The sequence below is a fragment of the Rahnella woolbedingensis genome (assembly GCF_003602095.1).
Classification (GTDB): domain Bacteria; phylum Pseudomonadota; class Gammaproteobacteria; order Enterobacterales; family Enterobacteriaceae; genus Rahnella; species Rahnella woolbedingensis.
The window spans coordinates 59,658-85,119 of record NZ_RAHH01000001.1; the positions used below are offsets into that span (position 1 = coordinate 59,658).

The following is a 25,462-nucleotide window of genomic DNA, read 5'->3' on the forward strand; positions in this document are numbered from 1 at the left end:
TGCTAAGTAATTAGCGGCTTTTTTTGTGTCTGGAATCTGGAAGTCGTCTCACTCCGCAATTGCTTTATCTTCTACGCCCGCTTCTTCTTTCTGCCCGTATTGCCTTGGTGAACACCCAAGCGTGCGTTTGAACGCCGTACTGAACGCACTTTCTGATCCGTACCCGAGTGAAAGCGCCACGGCCGATATTGGTTCTTTACTGTTCGCCAGCCGGTCTCCGGCCAGCAACATCCGCCAGCGTGTCAGGTATTCCAGAGGCGCGCTGCCGGTGGCTTGTTTAAATTTCAGAGAGAAAATCGAGCGCGACATGCCTGCCCGTTCCGCCAGCATCTGTACCGTCCAGCGGTGTGCAGGATTTTCATGCATCGCATTCAGCGCTTTAGACAGTTGCTTATCGGCCAGCGCCGCAAACCAGCCACTGTTTTCTCCTTTCTGCGTGTTATCGACGTGCATCCGCAGCGCCTGCACCAACATCATGTGTGCCATATGCTGTGCGATCAGCAATCCGCCCGGCCGTTCATCACGCAGTTCCTGCATCATGCATTCCACTGCCCAGCGTAAACTCTGCCTGTCAGATTCTTTCGAGATATGCACCACGGGCGGCAGCATCGCCAGCAGGGTCGAGGCGTTTGCGCCGCTGACTGCAAACCGGCTGCCGGTAAGAAAGAAATCTTTGCCACCGTTGCAGGATACCGTCCCGCCATCGCGTGCCTTCTCGAAAATCGGCACGGCATCGACAGCAGGAATACTTAAATCACTGGCCAGCCGGAACGGGCGACCGCTGGGTAATACAAAACAGTCGCCTGCCTGCAGATGCACCGCTGCGGGCACGCCATCAACTGCCAGCCAGCATTCACCGGTAATGATCGCGTTACATTTAATCGACTGATAATGGTCGGGAAATTGTACTGACCATTCGCCGCCTGCTTCAAAACCCTTGGACATATAACTGCGCGGTTTGAGCAGTGACAACACATCGGAAAGAGGATCCATCAGAGACTCCGGACGATTGCAAAGATAATGCGGACATTAGCGCATAGATCGTCTTTTCTACAACGCCTATATTCGGTTACGTCAGGATTAGCCGTTTCGGCTAACAAAAGATTGAGCCAACAACAGAGGAATTCGCAATGCGTGTATTCGTGACAGGTGCAACAGGTTTTGTCGGTTCTGCGGTGGTGCAGGAATTATTGCGCGCGGGTCATCAGGTGCTCGGTTTAGCGCGTTCAGAGGCCTCAGCGCAGGCGCTGACTGACGTCGGTGCCGACGTGCTTCGCGGCAGTATTGAAGATCTGGAGAGTCTGGCGTCCGGCGCGGCGCAGGCCGACGGCGTGATCCACACCGCCTTTATCCATGATTTTTCGAAGTTTCTGGAAAACTGTGAAAAAGACCGGCTGGCGATTGGTGCTTTGGGCGCGGCGCTGAAAGGAACCCATAAACCGCTGGTGGTGACCTCCGGCACCGCGCTGGTGAATACCGGCCGTCTGGCGACGGAAAACGATTTACCCGATCCGCAAGGTCAGAATCCGCGCGTGGCGTCTGATCTGGCTGTTGCCCGGCTCGCAGAGCAAGGCGTGCGGGTTTCTCTGGTGCGCCTCCCGCCGTCCGTGCATGGCGAGGGTGATCATGGATTTGTGCCAGCGATTATTGCGATGGCACGCGAAAAAGGGGAATCGGCTTATCCTGGTAATGGCGAAAATCTCTGGCCCGCGGTGAACCGTTTTGATGCCGCACGGGTATTTGTGCTGGCGCTGCAGAAGGGCGCGCAGAACGCGACTTATCACGCGAACTCAGAAGAAGGCGTGCCATTTCGGGAGATTGCCGCACTGATTGGCAGGCACCTAAACCTGCCGGTGGTGAGTAAAAACGGGCCAGATCTGGCGGCGCATTTTGGCTGGTTTACGCATTTCGCTTCGCTGAATAACCCGACGTCCAGCCAGATCACCCGCGATATTTTGGGCTGGAAACCGGTGCATCAGGATTTACTGACCGATATGGATACCGCCGGTTATTTTAAATAACTCCCGTTTTCTGACATCCAAAACAGGTCATTCAGATGGCCTGTTTTGCTTTTTTCGCCGTGGTTTTAATGGTGTTAATTGCCTAAAAAACGCCCCGAATCACAAATCGGGAAGATAAAAACGTTACCCTATTGCCTGTCCGATGTTATGCGTTATGTTGATTTTTAGTTTCCCAAATGTAACTAGAGGTTAACAATAATGTCGAATAAATTACGTATCTCTCTGATTGCTGTGGCTGTAATGATGTCTTCCTCTGCAATGTCTGCATTACCTCAGGGCTATCCGGCCGACTATCAAAAAATCGTCGATGCGGCGACCAAAGAAGGCAAAGTCGTGGTGTATTCCACGACCGATACCAAAGCCGCAGGCCCGCTGATCCAGGGCTTCGAGGCCACTTATCCGGGCATCAAAGTCGAATATAACGACATGAACAGCACCGAGCTTTACAACCGTTATATCAGTGAACAGGCGGCAGGCGGCACCAGCGGCGACGTGGTCTGGAGTTCCTCCATGGACACTGCGCTGAAGCTGGCGACCGACTATGCGCAGGAATACAAATCCCCTGAGCAGGGGCAGTTGCCAAAATGGGCGGTGTGGAAAGACAAAGCTTACGGCACGACGTATGAGCCGGTGGTGTTTATCTATAACAAGCGTCTGATCCCGGCCGGTGACGTGCCAGATTCCCACGCGGCGCTGGCAAAACTGATTTCCAGCCAGACCGAAAAATTCAACAAAAAAGTCACCACGTATGATATCGAGAAATCCGGCCTCGGATTCATGTTGTCCGTGCAGGATTTCAAAGCCGATCCGAATTATTTCAAAACGCTGGCTGACGTCGCCAAAGGCGGCTTAGCGGTGCAGTCTTCCACCGGCACCATGATGGAACGTGTTTCTTCCGGCGAAAACCTGATCGGCTTTAACATCCTCGGTTCCTACGCCGAAGCCCGCGCCAAAACGGATCCGTCGCTCGGCATCTCCTATCCGAAGGATTACACCCTGGTGCTTTCCCGCGTTTCCTTCATCAGTCAGGAATCGAAAAACAGCAACGCCGCCAAACTGTGGCTGGACTACGTGCTGTCTGAGAAAGGGCAGAGCATTCTGGCCAATCAGGCTGACATTCCTTCCATTCGTAATGATATCGAAGGTAAAAACGACATCGACGGCATGACCAAAATGCTGGGCAAGGCACTTAAACCCATCCCGGTGGATGAAACCCTGCTGGAATACCTGCAACAGAAAAAACGCCTGGATTACATCAAAGAGTGGCGCACCGCTGCCAAAAAATAGCAATTGGGGCGTGCGTTTAACGCCGCACGCCTCCCTTTCTCTTGCCTGATTTCGCTGTTAACCGAAGGGAAGTAGCATGAATGCATTGCGCAGAAAGTGGCAGAGCCTGCCGCGCGGCATTGTGGTGTTGATAACGGCGCTGGTTATCTACATTCCATTGTCGTTCATCGTGATACAAAGTTTTCTCTCCGCACCGTTCTTTTCTCCGTCAAAAGAATGGAGCCTCGAATCCTTTGGATTCATCTTCACCGATCCGGATTTCTACAAGGCGCTGAGAAGCGGCTTTATTCTGGCTTTCGGGCTTGTCGTTATTGCTATTCCGCTCGGCGGTATTCTGGCGTTCCTGATGGTGCGCACGGATTTACCGGGCAGACGCGTGATTGAACCGCTGATCCTGGTGCCGATTTTCGTTTCGCCGATGGTATTAGGTTTCGGCTACGTAGTGGCTGCCGGTCCGGTGGGCTTCTTCTCGCTGTGGGCGCAGAGCATTTTTGGCTTCGTACCGTGGAATATCTACGACATGTCGAGCATCGTGGTGATCGCCGGTCTGACGCACGTTCCGCACGCTTATCTGTATATCTCCTCGGCGCTGCGCAGCGTCGGGTCGGATGTTGAAGAAGCCGCGCGAACCGCCGGTGCCTCGCCGTTGCAGGTGATGACCGCGGTCAGCCTGCCGATGGTGCGCCCGTCGATTCTTTACGCCACCGTATTGTTGTTCTTCCTCGGGCTGGAAGTATTCGGGCTGATGCTGGTACTCGGCGACCCGGAAGGCAACATGGTGCTGGCGACCTATCTCTATCAGCTGACCAATAAACTCGGGACGCCGTCGTATCACCTGATGGCTGCGGTAGCGGTAGTGCTGATTTGTATCACTATTCCGCTGGTGATGTTGCAGCGCCGTCTGATGCGTACCGCTAACCGTTTCGTCACAGTGAAGGGGAAAGCGTCGCAGGCGCGCGCCTTACCGCTGGGGAAATGGCGCTGGGTTGCCGGTGCCGTGGTGGCATTCTGGCTGACGGTGACCATTGGTGTTCCGCTGGTTGGCGTGATGCTGCGAGCGTTTATCTCTAACTGGGGTGTTGGTGTATCCATCTGGGATGAGCTGTCGCTTAATACTTTCCGCACTATCTGGGAACAGCCGAATCTGCTGCGCGCCATCGTCAACTCCATGGCGATTGGTGTGATCGGTGGTGCGCTCGCCGTTGCCTGTTATTTGTTTATTGGTATCGCGATGCACCGTAAACCGGACGGCGTCACCCGTTTCCTCGATTACAGCGTACTGGTACCGCGCGCAGTTCCGGGGCTGCTGGCGGGTCTGGCGTTCCTGTGGGTGTTCCTGTTCCTGCCAATGTGGCTCGATAACGCGCTCAAATCCGGCTGGCTTTCAGGTATGCCGTGGTCGCAGTGGCTGCGCGATAACCTGGTGGTCTGGCTGCGATCGCTGCGCAGTACGATTTTCAGCGTCTGGCTGGCGTACACCGTGGTGTGGATGGCGTATGGTCTGCGGCTGATTTCCTCGACGCTGTTGCAGGTCGGGCCGGAACTGGAAGAGGCGGCGCGCAGTACCGGTGCGACCCGCGGGCAGATCACCCGTCACGTCACGATTCCTTTGTCGCGCTATGGTCTGATTGGCTCGTGGCTGCTGATGTTCCTGATTTTCGAACGCGAATATTCCACCGGTGTGTATCTGCTTTCGCCGGGCACGGAAACGATCGGTTCGATGCTGGTTTCCCTGTGGGCGGCGGGCGCCATTGATATCGTGGCCGCGCTCTCCTTTATTAACATCCTGCTGGTGGTGTTAGGTCTGGGTATTGCCCTTCGTTTTGGAGTGAAATTACATGATTGAATTATCGGTCGACAATCTGCACTTAACCTACGGCGACAATCCGGTGCTGAAAGGCGTTTCGATGGATCTGAAACGTGGCGAAGTAGTGTCACTGCTCGGGCCATCGGGCAGTGGAAAAACCACCTTACTGCGTGCGGTCGCCGGGCTGGAAAAGCCGGTGAAAGGCACCATCGTCATCGGCAAGAACAAAGTTTACGACGGCACCCCGCGTAGCGAAATTCCGGCGGAAGAACGCAATCTCGGGCTGGTGTTTCAGTCTTACGCCCTGTGGCCGCACAAAACCGTTTTCGAGAATGTGGCGTATCCGCTGAAATTGCGTAAAGTTTCAGCCGGTGAAATCACTCAGCGTGTGCAGGACGTACTGAATCAGCTGGGGCTGGGGCATCTGGGCAAACGCCATCCCCATCAGCTTTCCGGCGGTCAGCAACAGCGTGTGGCGATTGGACGTGCGCTGGTTTATAACCCGCCGGTGATCCTGCTCGATGAACCGCTGTCGAATCTCGATGCCAAACTGCGTGAGGAAGCCCGCGTGTTCCTGCGTGAGTTGATCATCAAACTCGGGCTGTCGGCGCTGATGGTGACGCACGACCAGAACGAAGCGATGGCGATTTCAGACCGCATCCTGCTGCTCAATAACGGCAAAATCGAACAGCAGGGTACGCCGCAGGAAATGTACGGCTCGCCGAAAACCCTGTTTACGGCAGAATTTATGGGCAGTAATAACCGTCTTCATGGCAAAGTCACCGAAGTGCGCGACGGTAAAGCGCGTATCGAAGGCAGCGGCTGGGTGCTGTGGGGACAAGCTGGCGAAGGCGTGCAAACCGGGCAGGAAGGCACGGCGGTGATCCGCGTAGAACGCGTGGTACTTGCCGACGGGCCAGGGGAGAATCAGCTGGAATTACCGCTGCTGACCAGCATGTATCTCGGTGACCGCTGGGAATATCTGTTCCGCACGGCGGGCGATGATTTTGTGATTCGCGCCTACGGCACCGATGTGCGAGATCCGCAGCACTGCCACCTGAAGTTACCTGAACAACATGTCTGGATTTTTCCAAAACAGTAACTGATCGCAGGGAGCGGTTTTGTGCCGCTCCCTGAAATATTTCTGTCATTTCCTGCGCGTAAAATTCTGCTTCTTTTCCAAATAACGCAGAATAATCATGAAATTAACCTTAGGCACCTTCCCCTCGGCACCGACTTTTAGCAGATTATTTCGATCTGTTTTCACTCAGCGTCCGCGTGGCATACTTTTCGGCGTAATTTGCGTTATCGCCTTGTTTTCTGCTTTACAGATTTTCTCAACTGTTGTCCTCACTAAAATCCTTCAGGACGCCCGCAACAACGTTATTTCCACCGAAAGTTTGCGCCAGCAACAGGCCGTGATGGATAAAGCCCGCATGGAACTGCTGATGGCCAGTGACAAACTCAACCGCGCCGGTATTTATTACATGCAGGATAAAGAAACCGGTTCGGTCGGCAGCTGGAACAGCCTGATGGAAGAGTCGCTCGGCTCCCTTACCGCCTCGCAGAAAGCCTTTGCCCAGTTTCAGGCCATGACGAAACAGAGCGATACGGCGGCGACGGAACTCAAAGCCAGCTATCAGATGTTTTTCGATGGCCTGCGCGAACAGGCGGATGGCCTGCAAAAAAACAACAATATCGATTCATTCTTTGAGGTGCCGATCCAGGCTTTTCAGGATGATTTCAGCCAGAAGTACTATGCCTATCTTGCGGTGAACGAGCATACGGCAGTTTCCCTCAGCGACCGTTTGCTGAGCGCTCTGACGCAGGCGAAAACGTTGTTTATGGGCGCGCTGGTCATTCTGGCGGTGATTGCGGTACTGGTCTGGCGCGGCGTATCGGCGTGGATTATTCGCCCGCTGCAACGCATGATCGGGCATATCAGCGTGCTGGCCGCCGGGGATTTATCGCGTGATGTAGCAGACGACAATGCGCGGGTGACTGAAGTCCGTGAGCTGGGCGTCAGTCTGTGCAACATGCAGCGCGGTCTGCAAAAGCTGGTCAGCGAAGTCCGCGACGCCTCAGGGCATATCATGCTCAATATCAACCAGATGGCGAAGGGTAATGAAGAGTTATCCGCGCAGGCAGCCATTCAGAGCGATGAACTGCGCGCCGCCACCGAGCACATCACTCATCTCAATGAACGCGTGAAAGAAAACGCCGCCCATGCGCAACAGGCCACCCGACAGGCTGAGCAGGCGAAAGGCGTGGCGACCCGTGGGGGCGAAGTGATGGGGCAGGTGGATATGGCGATGAAAGAGATTGTCAGCCAGTCCTCAGAAATGAGCAGCATCGTGTCGATGATTGACGGTGTGGCATTCCAGACCAACATTCTGGCGCTGAACGCGGCGATTGAAGCGGCGCACGCCGGTCAGCACGGGCGCGGTTTTGCGGTGGTGGCCAAAGAGATCGGCCTGCTGGCGCAAAAGAGCAGCCATTCGACACGCGGTATCCATCAGCTGATTGATGATTCCGTGCAGCAGATTGGCCGTGGTTCGGCGTCTGTTTCGGTGCTGAGTCAGAGCCTGGAGGAGATTATCCACATCTTCAATGGCCTGAGTGCGTTGGTGAGTGAGATTTCAGAAGCGACTCTGTATCAGGGGCAAAGTGTTCATGATGTCTCTGAACGCATCACCGTACTGAATCAGGTCACGCTGCAAAACGGCAAGCTTGCCGATCACGCGGCGGCTTCTTCGCAACAATTGCTGGATCAGTCGCAGCGACTGGAAAAAGCCGTAGCACGCTTTGCCCTGACGGCGACGTAAACGGCGTTTATTGTTTGTGCCACGCCAGCATGCTGCCTTCGGTGTGTCCGGTCACCGGATCCGTCGCGGGCAGCGACACGGCATTGACCGCTTTAGTACGCGCCGCCAGCAATGGCAGTTCGTCGTGGCACAGGTTGGCTTTTACCTCCGGCGGATACGCGCCGACCAGCATGAAATCTTCATCGGCAGAAATCTGTTTGTGGCCGATCCCGGCCGGAAGCAACAACACATCCCCGATTTTCACCTCAATGATTTTGCCGTGCTCGCCCCCCAATTGCAGTTTCGCCGTACCGGCATAAACGCCCAGCACTTCAGGCGTGTTGGAGTGAAAATGCGTAAAGGTATATACCGGATAACGCCACTGCGGCGGCCATCCGTTGGTACGGAAAAGGTGTTCGAGGTATTCGGCATTATCGGCGGTATCGGGCGGAATGACGCGGTGATAAATCAGTACCGGTAATTTGTTATTCGGCACACCGCTGTCGGGTTTATCTATCAACAGAGTATCCACAGCAACCTCTCTGGCAGTCGCGAAGGCCATACGGGGCATCGGCATCAGGGCGAATGCGCCCAGCAAAGCAACAAACCGGCGTCGATCCAAAAGCATCAGGCATGGCTCCTTATCGCGCAATCAATGGCTTACCCCTTTCATGTATAGAACAGAAAAAGCTGAAAATCCTCTTTTGGAAACATAAAAAAAGAATTGAGAACGTCGCGGGAAGGGCTGCGGGCGGTTATCAGAAAAAGCTTAAAATCTGTAGCAATCAACATATAAAAGTCATATTGGCTGGCGAAATCCTTTATGTCCTCTATGCTTATCAATACAAAAAGTACTCAGGAGGAGAAGTTTATGAACAAGAAAATGTTACTTGTGGTTGCTACAGCAGTTTCTGTATTGGCAGGGTGTCAGACTTACGATCGTGCGGCGAGTTATGTGAAAGAGCCGGTCGTCAGCGATGTGAAGGTCGGTATGACCAAATCTCAGGTTCGTGCAATTGCAGGGCCACCATCGACTGAAGCCACGCTTATCCATGCGAAAGGGACTTGCCAGACTTATGCGGTTGCTCCGCGTGATGGTAAAGCTCAGACCTACTTCGTTAGTTATAACGACACCGGTCATGTCATGAACAAAGGCTACCAGTCTTGTTCAGACTACGATAAAGACCCGCAGGCTGGTCAGTAATCTAAACGGCTTCCCCTCGTGAGAGGGGAAGCCGTACAGAATTTAAGCCTTCTGCGTTACAATCCTCACGCCGACTTTACTCACCTGATTCCCGTCCATTTCCGCAATTGTCCACGTCAGCCCGTCCCATTCGATATGGTCACCGATAACCGGTTCACCGCCGAGCAGCCTGATCACGAAATGTCCCAGGGTTTGCGACTGATCCACTGACTCTTCCAGATTCAGGCCGTAGAGTTGTGAAATGGCACCCAGCGGAGCTTCAGCCTGCAAAATAAAATCACCAAAGAAGCGGTCATCCAGCACCACTTTGTTCGTGTCGCTGAACAGTTTGCCCAGCTCAGGTAAATCTTTTTCCCGTCCGATGACGCACAGAATATCGCCTTCTTTGAGTCGCGTGCTGCCGGTCGGGTGCAGCATCTCTTTGCCACGGAATAGAGCCGCGATGCGTGTCGCCTGCGGCATTTGCAGGTCGCGCAGCGCGGCACCGACGCACCATTTCTCGGAACCCAGCTGATAAATAAACTGCTCCCAGTCGTTGTACACATCGATATCCAGCCCGACACGTGAAATCGGCGTCGGCTGCGGCGGCACCAGCACTTTGGCTTTTTTCGCCGCAAAGCCCAGAGATGTACCCTGAAGCAGCAGAGAGACCAGAACAATAAAGAACGCGACATTGAAATAGAGCGTGGCGTTAGGCAGACCGGCCATCATCGGGAAAACGGCCAGAATGATCGGCACCGCGCCGCGTAATCCCACCCACGAGATAAAGAAGCGCTCGCGCAGGGTAAAGTTTTTGAACGGGATCAGACTGACAAACACCGACAGCGGGCGCGCCAGCAGGATCATCCACAGAGAGAGCCCCAGTGCGGCGAGCGCAATCGGCAGCAGATTGCTTGGCGTCAGCAGCAGGCCGAGCACCAGGAACATCGCAATCTGACTCAGCCATGCCAGCCCGTCAAAGGTCTGCAAAATGCCGTGACGGTTGCGGATCGGCATATTGCCAAGCATCAGCCCGCACAAATAAACCGCCAGAATGCCGCTGCCTTCAAGCGAGGTGGTGGCAGCGTAAATCAGCAGACCGCCGCTGAAAGCCAGCAGCGGATACAGGCCGGTCGCCAGCGTAATTTTGTTGATGAGCTTATGCAACAGCCAGCCGCCGCCGACACCAAACACGATGCCAAGGCCAAACTGGCGTACCACATCAACCACAAACATCAGGCTCAGGCCGTGCTGACCTTTAGAAATCATGTCGATCAGGGTAATGGTTAGGAACACCGCCATCGGGTCGTTACTGCCGGATTCAATTTCCAGCGTGGCGCTGACACGTTCGTTCAGGCCTTTACCGCCAATCAATGAGAAAACGGCTGCGGCATCGGTCGAGCCGATAATCGCGCCAATCAGCAAACCCTGCATCAGATTGATATTGAACAGCCACGCAGCCGCCAGTCCGGTCAGACCGGCGGTGATGAGCACGCCGACGGTGGCCAGCGACAGGGCGGGCCATAGCGCAACGCGAAAAGATGAGGCGCGGGTGCGCATCCCGCCGTCGAGCAAAATGACGGCCAGCGCCAGGTTACTGACCAGATACGCGGCGGGATAATTATCGAAGGCAATACCGCCAATTCCGTCGACGCCCGCCAGCATGCCGATGGCGAGGAAAATGACCAAAATAGGGATGCCAAGCTTCGAAGAGAACGAACTGAGCAAAATGCTCGCTGCGACTAACAGGGCGCCAATAAAGAAAAGAGTATTAATCGTGCTGGCGTCCAAGAGCGTTCTCCTTGTAAGGCATGAGTGGTGCGGGGGTGTGCGGTTTCGTCATCAGTGACAATTCCTCTAATTTATCAGGAAAATGAGCGCGTTGCTGGGCTCATTTGGGATTTTTATTAGTTGCACTTAAGAATAAAAAACTATGCTTAAAGATGAGCAATGTCTATGCGCAGTTCATATAAAAGGAAACCACAATGAGTGAATTTACCGGTGTACACCGCGAAGTGATGAAAGACGGGGCGATCAAACATGTGCTTATCCGTGATGCGGCGGGCAACGAACAGTCGATTGCGGCAAAAGATTACATTTCGCAGGGGATCGAGCCAGATCTGAATGAGTTGCCCGAAGTCGGCACTGACAGCGAATTCCCGGTGGCGGGCAAAGGCTGAAAAAAGCAAAACTCCCCGCAGAATACCTGCGGGGAACGAGCCGGATCAGACGCCTAAACGGTCGCGCAGGGAATAGTACGCCGCGCCCAGCATGGTAAATGGCACCTGGAAGTTGCGGCCACCAAAGAAGGGCATGTGCGGTAAGCGCGCGAACGCATCGAACCGTTCGGCATCGCCACGCAGCATTTCGGTGATGAGCTTTCCGGCCAGATGCGTCAGCGTTACGCCGTGCCCGCTGTCGCCCTGCATGTAATAGATGTTATTTTCCAGCCGCCCGAATTGCGGCAGGCGGGATAATGTCAGCAGGAAATTGCCGCCCCAGCGGTAATCAATCTTCACGCCTTTTAGCTGCGGGAAGGTGCGGTTGAGTTTGGGCAGGATCACCGAATCAATATTCGGCGGATTTTTACCGCCATAGGTCACGCCGCCGCCATACAGCATGCGGTTGTCGGCGGTCAGGCGGAAATAATCGAGCAGATAGTTGCAGTCTTCCACGCAGTAATTATTGGGCAGCAGCGAGAGGGCCATGTCATCCGACAGCGGTTCGGTGGCGACAATTTGCGAGCCGCATGGCATGCTGAGACGCGTCAGGCGCGGTGCCAGCTGCTGACTCAGATATGCATTGCCCGCCAGAATCACATACTTCGCTTTCACCTGACCTTTCGCCGTATGCACCCGCGCCGGGTCGCCGTGTTCAATACGCGTCACCGCCGAACCTTCAAAAATCCGCCCGCCATGACGCCTTACTGCTTCGGCCTCACCCAGCACCAGATTGAGCGGGTGGAGATGGCCGCCGTTCTTATCCAGCAGGCCGCCGACATAACGGTCGGTGGCGATTTCACGACGCACCGTGCTTTCATTGAGCAGCGTCAGTTCTGTGTGACCATAACGGTTCCACAGCTTTTGCTGGTCACGCAGTCTTGCCAGCTGGCGTGCACTGAGTGCGGCAAAAATACAGCCGGGACGATAGTCGCAGTCAATGGCGTACTGGTCGATGCGCTGACGGATAATACTGGCGCCTTCAAACATCATGCTGCCTAGCATATCGGCGGTCTGACGTCCGTAGCGTTCTTCAATCACATCAATATCGCGGCTGTAGGAATTAACGACCTGTCCGCCGTTGCGCCCGCTGGCGCCCCAGCCGACGCGGGCAGCTTCCAGCACCACCACGTCATAACCGGCTTCACAAAGATATAAGGCAGAAGAAATACCGGTATAACCGGCACCGACAATACAGACATCGCACTCAATATTGTCAGTCAGCTCCGGCCACGGTGCATGGTCGTTGACGGAACTGGCGTAATAGCTGTCGGTGTGCGGCACACTGGCAGCGCGGGGACTTGCTGTTTGAGCACTCATGGTGACATCCTTCTTTGGGTTTCCGTTGCCTCGCCCAGAACCGATGACAACTAGAAGGTATTAGGGGTATGTGCGCTAACAATCCTGCAAATCCGCGTCGAAATATTACTGAAACTGTGAGGGTTCGCGGTGTTAATGGCGTAACTTTGTCCCGCTCGCAGCGGGTAACTCTGACCGTTGACGGTGAGGATTATCTCTCCTTCTAACAGGGTGCCGACCTCCTCGCCCTGATGTTTGATTTTGTCGCCGGTGGTGCTGCCGGGTTGATAGGTTTCCAGCAGCATGGCGACGGTGTGGTTTGGCGTGCCGTTGTGCACCATGCGCATGGAAACACCGCGGCTGCCGATCTCAATTAAATCTGCCGCGTTAATGACAATTCGCGGCTCATCACTTTTATGCTCTTCGGCGAAAAACTCTGAAAGCGACAACCCGTAAACCCGCAATAACTTTTGCAACGTACTGACGGCGGGGCTGACTTTGTCCTGTTCGATGGTACTGATGGCGCTGTGTGTCAGGCCAGACAACTCGGCGGCTTTGCGTTGGGACATACCGAGTTGCTGGCGAATTTCAGAAAGCCGGCGACCAGGCGCCAGACTGACTTCGCTCATCCGTTTATTCCTCTTGTGCGCTCCGGGCCTGATGGCCTTTGCGACAGGCAGCGATAAAAGCCTCAAACAGCTGACGGGATACCGGATCCGTCAGACTGTGCCATTCCGGATGCCACTGCACACCAAGGGCAAACGGATGATTGCGGACGCTCACGGCTTCCACCAGATTGTCCGGTGCGCGTGCTTCCACGGTCAGTACTTCGCCCAGACGGTTGGCTCCCTGACCGTGAAGGGAGTTCACCTGAAACTGCTGATAATCGGGTAACAATTCTGAAAGTAAGCCGCCGGGTTCGATATGCACCGGATGCACCAGGGCGTATTGCTCGTCGTGAGGCAAAGTCGTGTCTTCGCGGTGATCACTATACCCCGGCACGTCCTGCACTTTGCGGTGCAAACTGCCGCCGGTAGCGACCACCAGTTCCTGCAATCCGCGACAGGCGGCGAATAACGGGATTTTTTTATCCAGCGTCGCGCGGATTAACTGCAAACTCAGGCGGTCGCGGCCGGGATCGGCCAGCTCCTCGACACCTTCTTCACCGTACTGATGGGGCTCAATATTGCTGGGGCTGCCGGTGAGGAAGATGCCGTCCAGACCGCGCAGAATCTGGTCTATCGCGCCTTCACGTGCTGCCAGTTCATGGGGCAGACAGACGGGAAGGGCGTTGGCGTTAAAAATGGCGTCCAGATATTTTTCGTGGACAGTCAGGGCAGGATTTTCATCGACCGTGTTCTCACACATCACTACCCCAATGATCGGTCTGTAGCGCGTCTCTTTTCCCGCAGATGTCGTGGAAAATATATTGCCCATAATACCGCCTCGTCGAGTAGATGAATTTGCTGACAGCACGCGTCTCCCTGCACGTGACTGCTCAGAATATTGACCTGTTATTGACCAATTTAGCAGCGCCACGGTCGCTTTTCAAACGGATATGTTGCGCTAATGTAGATGTTGCAAATAATTAATGTTAAGGCTAGGGTTAATCATATGGCCGTTATTTTGAGCAATACACGAGAGGATCGCGACAACATGAGAGCACTGCGTTGAACAGACTAATGACCCGGTAAAGCATGACCGGCTGGCATCATAGTGGTGCCTGATATGCCGGAAACCAGCAAATGGCGGAAAACCTATGCAAGCGACTGAACTGATGAATGAAATCAAGAAAGAGATTAGCGACCCCCTCGCTAAGCACGCTGAAGAGCGAAGTAGCGCGTTCCAGGATGAAGTTACTCAGTACCTGGAGCGTCACCCGCTAACCCTTCACGTCGACGTCCTGCTCACCGATCTCAATGGCTCCTTCCGCGGCAAACGCATTCCCGTCTCAGCACTCCGTAAACTCGAAAAAGGCTGTTATTTCCCGGCATCGGTCTTCGCCATGGACATTCTCGGTAATGTCGTGGAAGAAGCCGGATTAGGTCAGGAACTGGGCGAACCCGACCGTACCTGTATTCCGGTTCCCGGCACTTTAACGCCTTCGGCTTCCGACCCTGAACACATCGGCCAGTTGCTTCTGACCATGCTTGACGAAGATGGCACTCCCTTTAACGTTGAACCACGCAATGTGCTGAATCATATCTGGCAAACATTGCGCCAGCGGGGCCTGTTCCCGGTGGTAGCGGTAGAGCTGGAGTTCTATCTGCTCGACAGGCAGCGCGACGCGGAAGGCTATATTCAGCCGCCGTGTACACCGGGGACGCAGGAACGCAGCATGCATACCCAGGTTTACTCCGTCGATAATCTCGACCACTTTGCCGATGTGCTCAGTGATATCGACCGTCTGGCGCACATCCAGGGATTACCTGCGGATGGTGCGGTGGCGGAGTCCTCGCCGGGACAGTTTGAAATCAATCTGCATCACAGCGAAAATATTCTGCGCGCCTGCGATTACGCCCTGATGCTCAAACGCCTGGTGCGGCTGGTGGCTGAAAATCACGAGATGGACGCCACCTTTATGGCAAAACCGTACGATGAATATGCGGGCAGCGGGATGCATATCCATCTCAGCGTGCTCGACGACAACGGCAAAAACCTGTTTGCCGGTGCCGGTGGCGAAGATTCCGAGCTGATGAAGCGCTCTCTCGCCGGAATGATTGCTTTGATGCCTGCCTCGATGGCGGTGTTAGCGCCGAACGTGAATGCGTTCCGTCGTTTCCAGCCGGGGATGTATGTACCGACGCAGGCGTCGTGGGGCCACAATAACCGCACCGTTGCGCTGCGCGTTCCGTGTAGCACAACCGCCGATCACCGTGTGGAATACCGCGTGGCCGGTGCCGATGCTAACCCTTATTTAGTGGTCGCCACTGTGCTGGCGGGCATGTTGTACGGGCTGGATAACGATCTGCCCTTACCCGAGCCGGTGACCGGTAACGGTCTGGAGCAGGAAGGTATTCCGCTGCCTATCCGCCAGAGCGATGCGCTGTATGATTTCGACGATCAACCTGCGCTGAAAAAAATCCTCGGCGAACGTTTCTCGCAGGTCTATCACAGCTGTAAATCGGACGAGTTGTTGCAGTTTGAACGGCGCGTAACGGAAACGGAAATAGACTGGATGCTGAAAAACGCGTAGGAAGTGGTTAATGCATATGCACGAATGTATAAAACTGGAAAAGAATTCGTAACTCGACGCCTCTGAATGTTGTCATTTATGCGTGATTTGTGCAAAATACGCCGCACTGCAGATAACCGACGCTTAAAGGCGCCGGTTATTTTTTTTGTATTAGCAGTACCCAAACTAATTCAACAGAGGCCGGACCCAGATCCGGATAGATAACAAGGTTCGTGTGCGATCCCAAATTAAAAACGGTCGCCACTATGAGGAAATGTAACATGGGGCAATACTTCAAACCTGTACCGGTGCCCGCCGGTGCTTCTTTCAGCTGCGGCCACATTCGCACAGCCTTCACCTCTGCAATCAGCGACGTGAAGATCTATCCCCCGTTTACTGGTAATAACTCACGAAGTTTTCCCTGTTCGTTGCTTTCAGAGGCGTTTAAGCGCCCGGTGTCTGCAATCCAGGGAGGGCTGAGCCATGTCTGCTAATACATCTGCCGCTCCGGCCACTCAGCGCGTCCAGCTACGTAAAACTCTGACACTGGTTCAGGTTGTGATGATGGGGCTTGCCTATCTGCAACCGATGACCATTTTCGATACGTTTGGCATCGTTTCCGGCCTGACCGATGGTCACGTCGCGACGGCGTACATCTTCGCGCTGATCGCCGTTCTGTTTACCGCCGTGAGCTACGGCAAACTGGTGCAGCGTTTCCCGTCTGCCGGTTCTGCATATACTTACGCGCAAAAAGCCATCAGCCCGCACGTCGGCTTTATGGTCGGCTGGTCCTCTCTGCTGGACTACCTGTTCATGCCGATGATCAACATCCTGCTGGCGAAAATCTACCTGGAAGCCATCTTCCCGGGCGTGCCGTCGTGGATTTTTGTAGTGGCATTGGTCGCCATGATGACCGCATTCAACCTGCGTGGTATCAAGGTTGTCGCTAACCTCAACAGCATTATCGTTGTGGTGCAGGTCGCGATCATGGTGGTTTTCCTGGGTCTGTTAGTCCGTGGCGTTTACATGGGCGAGGGCATGGGCACGCTGGCGACCACCAAGCCATTCTTCAGTGAGAATGCGCACGTGGTGCCGATGATTACCGGTGCGACCATACTCTGCTTCTCGTTCCTGGGCTTCGACGGTATCAGTTCGCTGTCTGAAGAAACCCCGAACGCAGGCAAAGTCATCCCGAAAGCGATTTTCCTGACCGCACTGATTGGCGGCGTGATCTTCGTCGTGGTGTCTTACTTCCTGCAACTGTACTTCCCGGACATCTCGCGCTTTAAAGATCCGGATGCCTCACAGCCTGAAATCATGCTCTACGTGGCCGGTAAGTTCTTCCAGTCCGTCATTCTGTGCTTCAGCTGTGTGACCGTTCTGGCATCCGGTATGGCCGCGCATGCAGGTGTTTCCCGTCTGCTGTACGTGATGGGGCGTGATGGCGTATTCCCGGAAAAACTGTTCGGTTATGTGCATCCGAAATGGCGCACCCCGACCTTCAACGTGCTGCTGGTCGGGGTTGTGGCGATGTCTGCGGTGACCTTTGATCTGGTGACGGCAACGGCGCTGATTAACTTCGGTGCGCTGGTGGCGTTCACCTTCGTGAACCTGTCAGTGATTTCACAGTTCTACATCCGTGAAAAACGTAACCGCACGCTAAAAGATCACATCAACTATCTGGTCCTGCCGGTGATTGGTGCGCTGACCGTCGGTGCGCTGTGGCTGAACCTGGAAGCCAGCTCAATGACACTGGGCTTAGTCTGGGGCGCAATTGGCCTCGGGTATCTGGCGTTTATCACCAATGCGTTTCGCAAGCAGCCTCCGCAGATGAGCGGAGAGATTGCGCCGGAAGCTTGATTTTTGCCCTTTGAAAAGGGCAGGAAACTTTCTTTGCAGATGGCCGCTGCAATGGCGGCCTCAAAAGCCAGATTTATGAAAATTTCGGTTTTTCAATAACGGTTGTCAAATGGCCTTTCGCGCCGAAACCGACGAGAGAGGAAAAGCACTTCCCTCCTTTGGACGGTTTCGGCGCAGCGTAACAATTGATCACTGCACGTGAGAAACCGAAATTATCTCAATCCGCAGTTAAAAGGGGAATTTGGGGAAGGCCCAAACCAAATCACCCGACCAGCTTCTTCCCATATTCAAACAGCGCCCCGAGAAGCGCCATCTTCTCACTATCCCCTTCATGCAAGTTATAGAGCGCCTCCAGCTCTAAAATGTACGCCTGCACACGTTCGTCCGTGAGTTTGTCCTGACGATGCGCCAGCCAGCGTTTTTGTTCGGCATCGGTCAGCGTGGCAGGGTAGTTACGTGCACGGAAACGGAACAGCAGCGGCTCGATGCGGGAATCGTTAAAGGTCAGATCCAGAGCCGGGAGATTCTCCGGACGGGTTTCCAGAATGATGCGCATCGCGGCGCGATCGGCATCGCTGAAGAAACCGTCGTAAAGGCGCGCATCCACGTCATCGGAGGGCGTAAACGGTTCGGCCTCGGCAAACATCGTGACCACTTTCTCGCGCACCTGCGGGTTCTGGCGCAGTAACTGCAAATTCTCAAGACAACGCTGACGATCAATGCCCAGACGTTCGGCGTTTTCCGGTAATAACGTTTTGGCCGGAGCCAGCACCGGACATTTATTGATATGCACCAGTTTGATCGGCAGCGGGGATTGCCCGGCCTGCAACGCATCGCGGCGGCTGTACAGACGTTCGCGCATTTCATCAGGATTGAGTTCTAACAACGTCGACATATCACCGGCCAGGTCACACATGATCACGGCGTTCTTGTTTTCAGGATGCCAGGCCAGCGGCGCGACCCACGCTGTATTGCCACGTGCAGCGCCGAACATACCGGAAACATGCACCAGTGGCGCCATGGCAGGAATGTCGATTAACGTATTCAGCTTATGCTTGCTGCGGTGTTCCAGCAGGAAACTGAACAGACGTGGCTGTGCCTGTTTCACCCGTTTTGCCATGGCGATGGTGGCGTACACATCAGCCATCGCGTCATGGGCATTTTCATGTTCGATTCCGTTGGCTTTGGTCAGATGTTCCAGGCGGAAACTCGGGAAACCGTCATCGTTTTCCGGCCAGTTAATACCTTCCGGGCGCAGTGCATAACAGGCACGCATCACGTCCAGCAAATCCCAGCGGGAATTACCGTTCTGCCAGCTGTAGGCATAAGGGTCGTAAAAGTTGCGATAAAGGATATTACGGCTGACTTCATCGTCGAAACGGATGTTGTTATACCCGACAATGCAGGTGCCCGGCACGCTAAAGGCTTGATGGATTTGCGCAGTGAACTCGGCTTCAATCACGCCGCGTTCCAGCGCGATTTGTGGCGTAATTCCGGTGATCATCACCGCTTCAGGTTCTGGCAGATAATCGTCAGAAGGGCGGCAATAAATCACCAGCGGTTCTTCGATGATATTGAAATCTTCGTCGGTTCTTACTCCGGCAAACTGCGCCGGTCTGTCCAGCGCCGGATTCTTACCGAAGGTCTCGTAATCGTGGAAGTAGAAAGTTTTTTGCGGCTTGTCTGACATTACGAAATAACCTTAATCAGTGCGGAATAATAAAATCGACGGCGACTAGAATACCATCCGCCACAATGAAGTCATGACAAAATGCGCAAGCGTGGAACACATCGTCAAAAACTGCGCGTTCTTCAATACCAATTTGCCAAAACCCTGACATAACAGGGGTGAATGCCTGTGATATCTCGGCTAAACTACCGCCTAATCTGAATTCAAGCCTTACGGCAGGCCTAACGTGCGTCTCGACAAGAAAATTTCTCCGCTGGATAATGTCATTTACCGTAATTATCGAATTACTCACGCCCTGCGTATCGCGGTGGCGTTCATTTTGACATTCCTGATTGTCCGGCTGACTGAAGTCCCCGAAGGCGCCTGGCCGCTGATCACCCTGGTTGTGGTGATGGGGCCGATTTCGTTTTGGGGAAATGTCGTTCAGCGCGTACTGGAGCGCGTCAGCGGGACCGTCCTTGGCGCAGCTTCCGGGCTGATTGCCTTGTGGCTTGAGCTGTATTCATTTCCGCTGATGTTGGCGTGGTGCGGCTTAGTGATGTTTGCCTGCGGCTATCTGACGCTTGGCAAACGTCCGTATATGGCATTGCTGATTGGTATTACGCTGGCGGTGGTCTGCGGGGCCGGGCCGGGTGATATGAAAATGGCGCTCTGGCGGTCGGGCGATGTGATTTTCGGTTCTTTTCTGGCGCTGCTGTTCGCCAGTATTTATCCGCAGCGCGCGTTTGTTCACTGGCGTATGCAGATGGCGGATTATCTGATGTCGCTGAATAAACTTTATAGCGCGTGGCTGTCGCCGAACATGCTCGAACGCCCGCATCTGCATGGCAAAATGAAAACGTCTATGAGCCAGATGATCAAGATGCGTTCTCTGTTCGCGCCCGCCAGTAAAGAATCACATATTCCGCGCGAGGTGTTTGACGCGATCCAGACACTGAGCCGTAATCTGCTGTGTACGATGGAACTGATGGCAGATGCTTACTGGAGTTCGCGCGAAAGCCACTTTCTGATGCTTAACGCCCGTACGTTGCGCAGTGCACAATTGCTGATGCTCAGCACGCTGGAAAAACTTAGTCTGATGCTGATGAACGGCACGAAAGGTGATGAACTGACGATCAATCATCAGCTCAATGAATCTGCTGAAGAACTGAAAGCACTGATGGCGGAAATGAATGCGGCAAATCATCTGGAAGCGCAGGTCTATGGTTATGTGTGGCTGAGCTCGCAGGTGGCGGAGCAACTGAAGTCCATGGGTGACCTTATCACCATGACAATGCAGAAAGAAGAAGCTCAAATAAACAGCGGTAAAACAACGAAAGCATGATGGGATTTTTGTCTGTGGCCTAAAACGGGTAAGATAAAGCCATTGGACGATTATCTGAGCGCGCTGACCATTCTTTGCTACGCTACTATTTCTGCTGGCAAAACGGGTCGCGACAAGTCAGTCACTGAATCTGTGTAACTTAATCGAAGGTGTTAAAATGGACAATATCAATAAGCCGAGTTTCCAGGACGTTCTGGAGTTTGTGCGCATTTTCCGTCGTAAAAACAAATTACAACGTGAAATTGCTGACAACGAAAAGAAAATCCGTGACAACCAGAAACGTGTTCTGCTGCTCGACAACCTGAGCGATTACATCAAACAAGGTATGAGCATCGACGAAATTCAGGCGATCATTGCCAGCATGCGCGGCGACTATGAAGATCGTGTTGATGATTACATCATCCGCAATGCAGACCTGTCGAAAGAACGTCGTGAAATGTCCAAAAAGCTGAAAGCGATGGGCGAAATCAAAGCCAACGAAACGAAGTAATTTCGTCGCCGCTCAAAGCAAAAACCGGGTTTATGCCCGGTTTTTTAATGCCTGCAATTCAGGTTATTGCAAAACCCGCAGTGGATTTCCCGCCAGAAACGCCTGAATGTCTTCCACGGCTTCGGTGAAATACACCTGATAGTTGCCGTCGGAAACGTAGCCCAGATGCGGCGTCGCCAGCACGTTGGGTTGTGTTCTGAAAGGGTGGTCAGCGGGCAGCGGTTCGATATCAAACACATCCAGTCCCGCACCGGCAATCACACCGTTTTGCAGCGCATTAAGCAGGGCGGGCTGATCGACAATCGCCGCGCGCGAGGTATTGATCAGCAGGGCGGAGGGTTTCATCTGCGCCAGTTCCTGCGTACCCAGCAAGCCGCGCGTGCGGTCGCCAAGCACCAGATGAATGGATACCACGTCGCTGGTTTGCAGCAATTCTTCTTTCGATGTGCAAAGTGTCACGCCATGTTCAGCGGCGCGTTCTGCGGTCAGGTTCTGGCTCCAGGCGCAAACGTCCATACCAAACGCCTGTGCGATGTGTGCCACTTTCTGTCCGATTTTGCCCAGCCCCAGCAGGCCGAGCCGTTTACCGTTCAGCCCAACACCGAGCGTGCTTTGCCACGGGCCGTTGTGGCGTAGCGCGGTACTTTCAGTGACCAGATGGCGTGCCAGCCCGAGGATCAGCGACCAGGTCAGTTCCACCGGCGCGGCCTGACCACTGCCGGTGCCGCATACGGTCACGCCGTGCTTTTTAGCTGCAACAAGATCTATTGAAGCATTACGCATTCCGGACGTGATCAGCAGTTTCAATTTTGGCAGGCGGGCAAACAGTGCGGCGGTGAACGGCGTGCGCTCGCGCATAATCACCAGAATCTCTGCGTCTTTCAGCGATTCGGTCAGCGCGTTTTCGTCATCAATATGTTCTGTGAGTGCGCGGCATTCCACCTGCGGCGACAGTGAACGCCAGTCAGCCAGCGAAAGGGAAACGTTCTGGTAATCATCAAGAATGAGACATTGCAGCGGCATGGAAATCCCTTATCAGAAAATAGTGATAAAGAGATATAGCACTGAAACTGCCGGGACGTGAAGTGTCCCGGCGGGAGGTTATTGTCAGAAACTGTAATCCACGGCAGCGAAATATCTGCGACCGTCTTCGTTATAGCTGTAGTCGTCGCGGTTGAGATCTTTATCCGTCAGGTTCAGTACGCCTGCACGAATTTTTACCGCTTTATTCACCGCATACGAGCCGCCGGTGTTCCAGATAGTATATCCGCCCGGCGTGGCGTTGCCGTCAGTGGTGGTGCGGCTTTTCCCTTTGTAGTTGGCGGAAAGGTAAAAGCTCCAGGCATCCAGCGGTTTCCAGTCAAGCGTCGCGTTGCTGGTGTGGAATGGCAGCTCGGACAGTGGCTTATTACCGCCATTACTCAGATCGCGTGCGTCGTTGTAAGTGTAATTCAGCTTGAGATTCAGCTGACCGGTCAGCGGTAAACCGAGTTCGGTTTCCAGCCCGCGGATGCGTGCCTTGTTGACGTTGTAATACTGGAAGATCGGATTGCCGCTGGCGTCGAAACCGACAAAGTTCTGATACGTCGGTGCCAGACTGCGGTTAGCGGTGCGCAGCACGGTGATCATATCGTCGATGTCGTTCTGGAACACCGTCGCGCTGGCGGTCACGTCTTGCAGCACGCCTTCCTGACCGGCGTAATACAGGCCAAATTCCACGCTTTCGCTGGTTTCGGCTTTCAGATCCTTGCTGCCTACCACGTTACAGCTGCCGCGGCATGAGGCGCTTTGCCAGTCCGGGCTGAGCTGTAAAAGCGACGGCGCTTTGAAGGCCGATGCCCAGCCGCCTTTCATCGTTACGGTATCGGTGGCGTTGAAGACCAGATAGGCACGCGGGCTCCAGTTGACGCCGTAGTTTTCGTGGTCATCCATACGCACGCCGCCGGTCAGCGCCAGACTTTCGAAGATCCGCCATTCATCTTCCAGGAACAGCGCGTACTGATTGGCCTGTGTGCTGCCGCCATTTTTCATGTTTACGCCGTCTTCCAGTTTGTCGTTGCGGTATTCGCCGCCGAACGTCAGGAACTGGTTGTAATCGCCCAGCGGGACCACAACTTTGCCGTCGAGAGAATTGTTTTTCGAGGTGATGGTTTCGGCGTTTTTGTTTTCAATGTTTTCACCGTAGAAACGCAGTTCGGTATTCGCCAGTCCCCAGCGGCCATTGTGGCCGAGCGAGTAGTTTTCACGTTCGAGGCGGTTTTTATCCAGCGTATCGGAATCGCGATCCTGGCGGTCTGCGCCGTAGCCGAAGGTGATGTCCTGATCTTCGGTCGGTGTCAGCGAGAATTCCACATTGGCGTTGCGCGAAGTATAGCCTTCGATACGCGGCTGACCGGTGCTGCCGCTGGCGGAACTGGCCTGATCTTTCTGGCGTTTACCGAGCGCACCGTAAACTTTCACGCCGAGTAAATCGTCAACCAGCGGGCCGCTGGCGAAGAAATTGCCGTTGCCGCTGTCGCCGCGATCGCGATGCTCCTGAACGGTAGTGTCGGCGCTCAGCGTGCCGTGCCATTGGGTGCCGACTTTACGGGTGATGATGTTGACCACGCCGCCCAGCGCGTCGGAACCGTATAATGATGACATCGGCCCGCGCACCACTTCGATGCGTTCGATCGATTCTGCGGGTATCCAGCTCAGATCGAAATCGTTATGACGGAACACCGCGTTGCGCGAATTGACGCGTTTGCCGTCGACTAAAATCAGCGTGTAGCCGCTGCCCAGTCCGCGGATGCTGACGCCCTGACGGTTGTCGCTTTCATTGGTGATCTGCACGCCGGGCACATCTTTCAGGACGTCTTTAAGGTTTTGCACCGGTTTCATTTGCAGGTCTTCGCGGGTGATCACGCTGATACTGGCGGGGGCATCTTTGAGATTTTGTTCGATGGAGGAGGCGGTCACCACCATCTGTTCTTCTTTTTCTTTCACTTCGCTGGCTTCTTCCGCCATCACAGGCATTGCGGCAGCAATAAGTTGTGCAAGCAGCCCGGCTTTAACCGCCGGTGTGAGTTTAACCTTAGCCATTTCTTCTCTCCGTGAGATAAAAAGCCCCGGCAGCCCGGGGCAACGTCCTAAAACTGCGTCCAGTAAGTGCCGGTCGGTTCGACGGCGAGGAACTGTTTATAAAGTTGTTTTTGTGTTTGGTGTGGATCGAGGTCGGCAAACTTTTGCGGATAAAACGCTTTGGCAAAGACCTGTACGGCCAGCACGTTATACGGAGAATTGTAATAGTTGTGCCAGATGCCAAAAATGCGGCCATCTTCGACGGCTTTCAGCGTGCTGATGCCTTTGCGCGCCAGCAGCGGCTTCAGACTGGCGCTCGCCTGTTCCGGCGTAGTCTGCGCGCCGAGTACTAAACCGGCGGGCAGCGGATCGCTGGCTTTCGGCGGTTTGGCGCCACCGCTGACCAGATACACATCCGGCTGCGAGGCGATGACTTTTTCCAGATTCACCTGACCGAGAGGGCCCGGCAGCAGAGGTTTGGCGATATTCACGCCGCCCGCCTGGCTGATAAAATCACCCATATTGCCGTTGCCGGCTGAACGACAGCATTCATCCGCCGTCGAGGCGCGCAGTTCGATAAAGACTTTCGGTTTATCCTGCTCAGGAATGTCTTTCGTCACATCGGTGACGCGTTTGATATTGTCCTGATAGAAGCGGACATACGCCTGCGCCTGTTTCTCGCGGTTCAGCACTTTGCCCAGCAGTTCCATACTTGGCAGCGTGTTTTTCAGCGGAGAGGTGCGGAAATCAACAAACACCACCGGCACTCCGGCTTTCTGAAGTTGCTTTACCAGCTCGCTTTCTTTGCCCGGTCCGTGGCCCGATAAACCAAAGATCGCCAGTTGCGGATTCAGCGTCAGCACTTTTTCCGGGCTGATACTGTCGGCGCTGGTATTGCCAATCAGCGGGATCTTGTCGATCTGCGGGAATTTCGCCTGATAGGTGGCGTAGGTTTGCGGGTCAAGCTTACGGAAATCCCCCTGCCAGCCGACAATGCGGTCGAAAGGTTTCTGGCCTTCGAGCAGGGAAAGGGCGAAGAACAAACGACCTTCTCCCAGTACCACGCGCTGAACATCATCCGGCACTGTAACCGTGCGTCCGGCAATGTCTGTCACAGTGACAGCCTGCGCCGTGACGCTTATCAAACCGAAGGTGAGTCCTGCTAATCCGCCAGCAATTCGCTTGCCTGTAAGTCTGCTGAAAATATTCTGCTGATAATTCATCTTCTTCCGATTCCTTTACG

Annotated in this window: 21 protein-coding genes; 11 read left to right on the forward strand and 10 right to left on the reverse strand. The window is 54.3% G+C overall.

Annotated features, from left to right (window positions below; genetic code table 11):
• Positions 1 to 48: 48 nt before the first annotated feature.
• The gene (locus D6C13_RS00270) at positions 49 to 993 is read right to left on the reverse strand and encodes an AraC family transcriptional regulator (RefSeq protein WP_120130855.1); all 945 of its coding nucleotides are present in this window, start codon (positions 991 to 993) and stop codon (positions 49 to 51) included.
• Positions 994 to 1,130: 137 nt separating this feature from the next.
• Between D6C13_RS00270 and D6C13_RS00275 the strand changes: the two genes are divergently transcribed.
• From D6C13_RS00275 to D6C13_RS00295, 5 genes are all read left to right on the forward strand, one after another.
• Complete coding sequence (locus D6C13_RS00275) at positions 1,131 to 2,021, forward strand: SDR family oxidoreductase (RefSeq protein WP_120130856.1); 891 nt, start codon at positions 1,131 to 1,133, stop codon at positions 2,019 to 2,021.
• Between the two features lie 198 nt (positions 2,022 to 2,219).
• The gene (locus tag D6C13_RS00280) at positions 2,220 to 3,308 is read left to right on the forward strand and encodes an ABC transporter substrate-binding protein (protein ID WP_120130857.1); all 1,089 of its coding nucleotides are present in this window, start codon (positions 2,220 to 2,222) and stop codon (positions 3,306 to 3,308) included.
• 76 nt (positions 3,309 to 3,384) lie between these two features.
• Positions 3,385 to 5,154, forward strand: coding sequence for an ABC transporter permease (locus D6C13_RS00285; protein ID WP_120130858.1), 1,770 nt, complete (start codon positions 3,385 to 3,387; stop codon positions 5,152 to 5,154).
• The gene (locus tag D6C13_RS00290; protein WP_120130859.1) at positions 5,147 to 6,217 is read left to right on the forward strand and encodes an ABC transporter ATP-binding protein; all 1,071 of its coding nucleotides are present in this window, start codon (positions 5,147 to 5,149) and stop codon (positions 6,215 to 6,217) included. Before D6C13_RS00285 ends, D6C13_RS00290 begins: the two co-directional genes overlap by 8 nt.
• 97 nt (positions 6,218 to 6,314) lie before the next feature.
• Positions 6,315 to 7,940 (forward strand): methyl-accepting chemotaxis protein, encoded by a 1,626-nt coding sequence (locus D6C13_RS00295; protein WP_120130860.1) that lies wholly within the window; start codon positions 6,315 to 6,317, stop codon positions 7,938 to 7,940.
• Positions 7,941 to 7,947: 7 nt separating this feature from the next.
• Here the strand turns inward: D6C13_RS00295 and D6C13_RS00300 are convergent, their stop codons facing one another.
• Positions 7,948 to 8,547 carry a cupin gene (locus D6C13_RS00300; RefSeq protein WP_120130861.1) on the reverse strand — a complete coding sequence of 200 codons (600 nt, stop codon included), beginning with the start codon at positions 8,545 to 8,547 and terminating at the stop codon, positions 7,948 to 7,950.
• A gap of 243 nt (positions 8,548 to 8,790) precedes the next feature.
• Between D6C13_RS00300 and osmE the strand changes: the two genes are divergently transcribed.
• Entirely contained in the window at positions 8,791 to 9,123 is a 333-nt protein-coding gene (gene osmE / locus D6C13_RS00305; protein ID WP_112291944.1) for an osmotically-inducible lipoprotein OsmE, read from the forward strand.
• 42 nt (positions 9,124 to 9,165) lie between these two features.
• Here osmE and D6C13_RS00310 read toward each other — a convergent pair whose 3' ends face one another.
• On the reverse strand, positions 9,166 to 10,893 hold the full coding sequence (locus D6C13_RS00310; protein WP_120130862.1) for a potassium/proton antiporter: 1,728 nt from the start codon (positions 10,891 to 10,893) through the stop codon (positions 9,166 to 9,168).
• 194 nt (positions 10,894 to 11,087) lie between these two features.
• Between D6C13_RS00310 and D6C13_RS00315 the strand changes: the two genes are divergently transcribed.
• Positions 11,088 to 11,282: a hypothetical protein gene (locus D6C13_RS00315; RefSeq protein WP_120130863.1), complete on the forward strand. Its 195-nt coding sequence runs from the start codon at positions 11,088 to 11,090 to the stop codon at positions 11,280 to 11,282.
• A 45-nt stretch (positions 11,283 to 11,327) separates the two neighbouring features.
• Here the strand turns inward: D6C13_RS00315 and D6C13_RS00320 are convergent, their stop codons facing one another.
• From D6C13_RS00320 to puuD, 3 genes are read right to left on the reverse strand one after another with little or no spacing between them, the layout of a single operon-like run.
• On the reverse strand, positions 11,328 to 12,641 hold the full coding sequence (locus D6C13_RS00320; RefSeq protein ID WP_120130864.1) for an NAD(P)/FAD-dependent oxidoreductase: 1,314 nt from the start codon (positions 12,639 to 12,641) through the stop codon (positions 11,328 to 11,330).
• A 50-nt stretch (positions 12,642 to 12,691) separates the two neighbouring features.
• The gene (gene puuR, locus D6C13_RS00325; RefSeq protein WP_120130865.1) at positions 12,692 to 13,249 is read right to left on the reverse strand and encodes an HTH-type transcriptional regulator PuuR; all 558 of its coding nucleotides are present in this window, start codon (positions 13,247 to 13,249) and stop codon (positions 12,692 to 12,694) included.
• 4 nt (positions 13,250 to 13,253) lie between these two features.
• Positions 13,254 to 14,057 carry a gamma-glutamyl-gamma-aminobutyrate hydrolase gene (gene puuD / locus D6C13_RS00330; RefSeq protein WP_120130866.1) on the reverse strand — a complete coding sequence of 268 codons (804 nt, stop codon included), beginning with the start codon at positions 14,055 to 14,057 and terminating at the stop codon, positions 13,254 to 13,256.
• A gap of 340 nt (positions 14,058 to 14,397) precedes the next feature.
• Between puuD and D6C13_RS00335 the strand changes: the two genes are divergently transcribed.
• Both D6C13_RS00335 and D6C13_RS00345 read left to right on the forward strand, forming a co-directional pair.
• Positions 14,398 to 15,816, forward strand: a complete 1,419-nt coding sequence (locus D6C13_RS00335) for a glutamine synthetase family protein (protein ID WP_120131029.1) — start codon at positions 14,398 to 14,400, stop codon at positions 15,814 to 15,816.
• A 462-nt stretch (positions 15,817 to 16,278) separates the two neighbouring features.
• Entirely contained in the window at positions 16,279 to 17,655 is a 1,377-nt protein-coding gene (locus D6C13_RS00345) for an APC family permease (protein WP_120130868.1), read from the forward strand.
• 262 nt (positions 17,656 to 17,917) lie between these two features.
• Here D6C13_RS00345 and sbcB read toward each other — a convergent pair whose 3' ends face one another.
• Positions 17,918 to 19,345 (reverse strand): exodeoxyribonuclease I, encoded by a 1,428-nt coding sequence (sbcB, locus tag D6C13_RS00350; protein ID WP_120130869.1) that lies wholly within the window; start codon positions 19,343 to 19,345, stop codon positions 17,918 to 17,920.
• Between the two features lie 226 nt (positions 19,346 to 19,571).
• On the opposite strand from sbcB, the gene D6C13_RS00355 reads away from it, so the two are divergent.
• Together D6C13_RS00355 and tmaR are read left to right on the forward strand one after the other, a co-directional pair.
• Positions 19,572 to 20,669: an FUSC family protein gene (locus tag D6C13_RS00355; protein ID WP_120130870.1), complete on the forward strand. Its 1,098-nt coding sequence runs from the start codon at positions 19,572 to 19,574 to the stop codon at positions 20,667 to 20,669.
• A 157-nt stretch (positions 20,670 to 20,826) separates the two neighbouring features.
• The gene (tmaR, locus tag D6C13_RS00360) at positions 20,827 to 21,159 is read left to right on the forward strand and encodes a PTS system regulator TmaR (protein ID WP_120130871.1); all 333 of its coding nucleotides are present in this window, start codon (positions 20,827 to 20,829) and stop codon (positions 21,157 to 21,159) included.
• 63 nt (positions 21,160 to 21,222) lie between these two features.
• Here tmaR and D6C13_RS00365 read toward each other — a convergent pair whose 3' ends face one another.
• From D6C13_RS00365 to D6C13_RS00375, 3 genes are all read right to left on the reverse strand, one after another.
• Positions 21,223 to 22,182, reverse strand: coding sequence for a D-2-hydroxyacid dehydrogenase family protein (locus D6C13_RS00365; protein WP_120130872.1), 960 nt, complete (start codon positions 22,180 to 22,182; stop codon positions 21,223 to 21,225).
• A gap of 84 nt (positions 22,183 to 22,266) precedes the next feature.
• Positions 22,267 to 24,240, reverse strand: a complete 1,974-nt coding sequence (gene cirA / locus D6C13_RS00370) for a catecholate siderophore receptor CirA (protein ID WP_120130873.1) — start codon at positions 24,238 to 24,240, stop codon at positions 22,267 to 22,269.
• A gap of 47 nt (positions 24,241 to 24,287) precedes the next feature.
• Positions 24,288 to 25,442, reverse strand: coding sequence for an ABC transporter substrate-binding protein (locus D6C13_RS00375; RefSeq protein WP_120130874.1), 1,155 nt, complete (start codon positions 25,440 to 25,442; stop codon positions 24,288 to 24,290).
• Positions 25,443 to 25,462 lie beyond the last annotated feature (20 nt).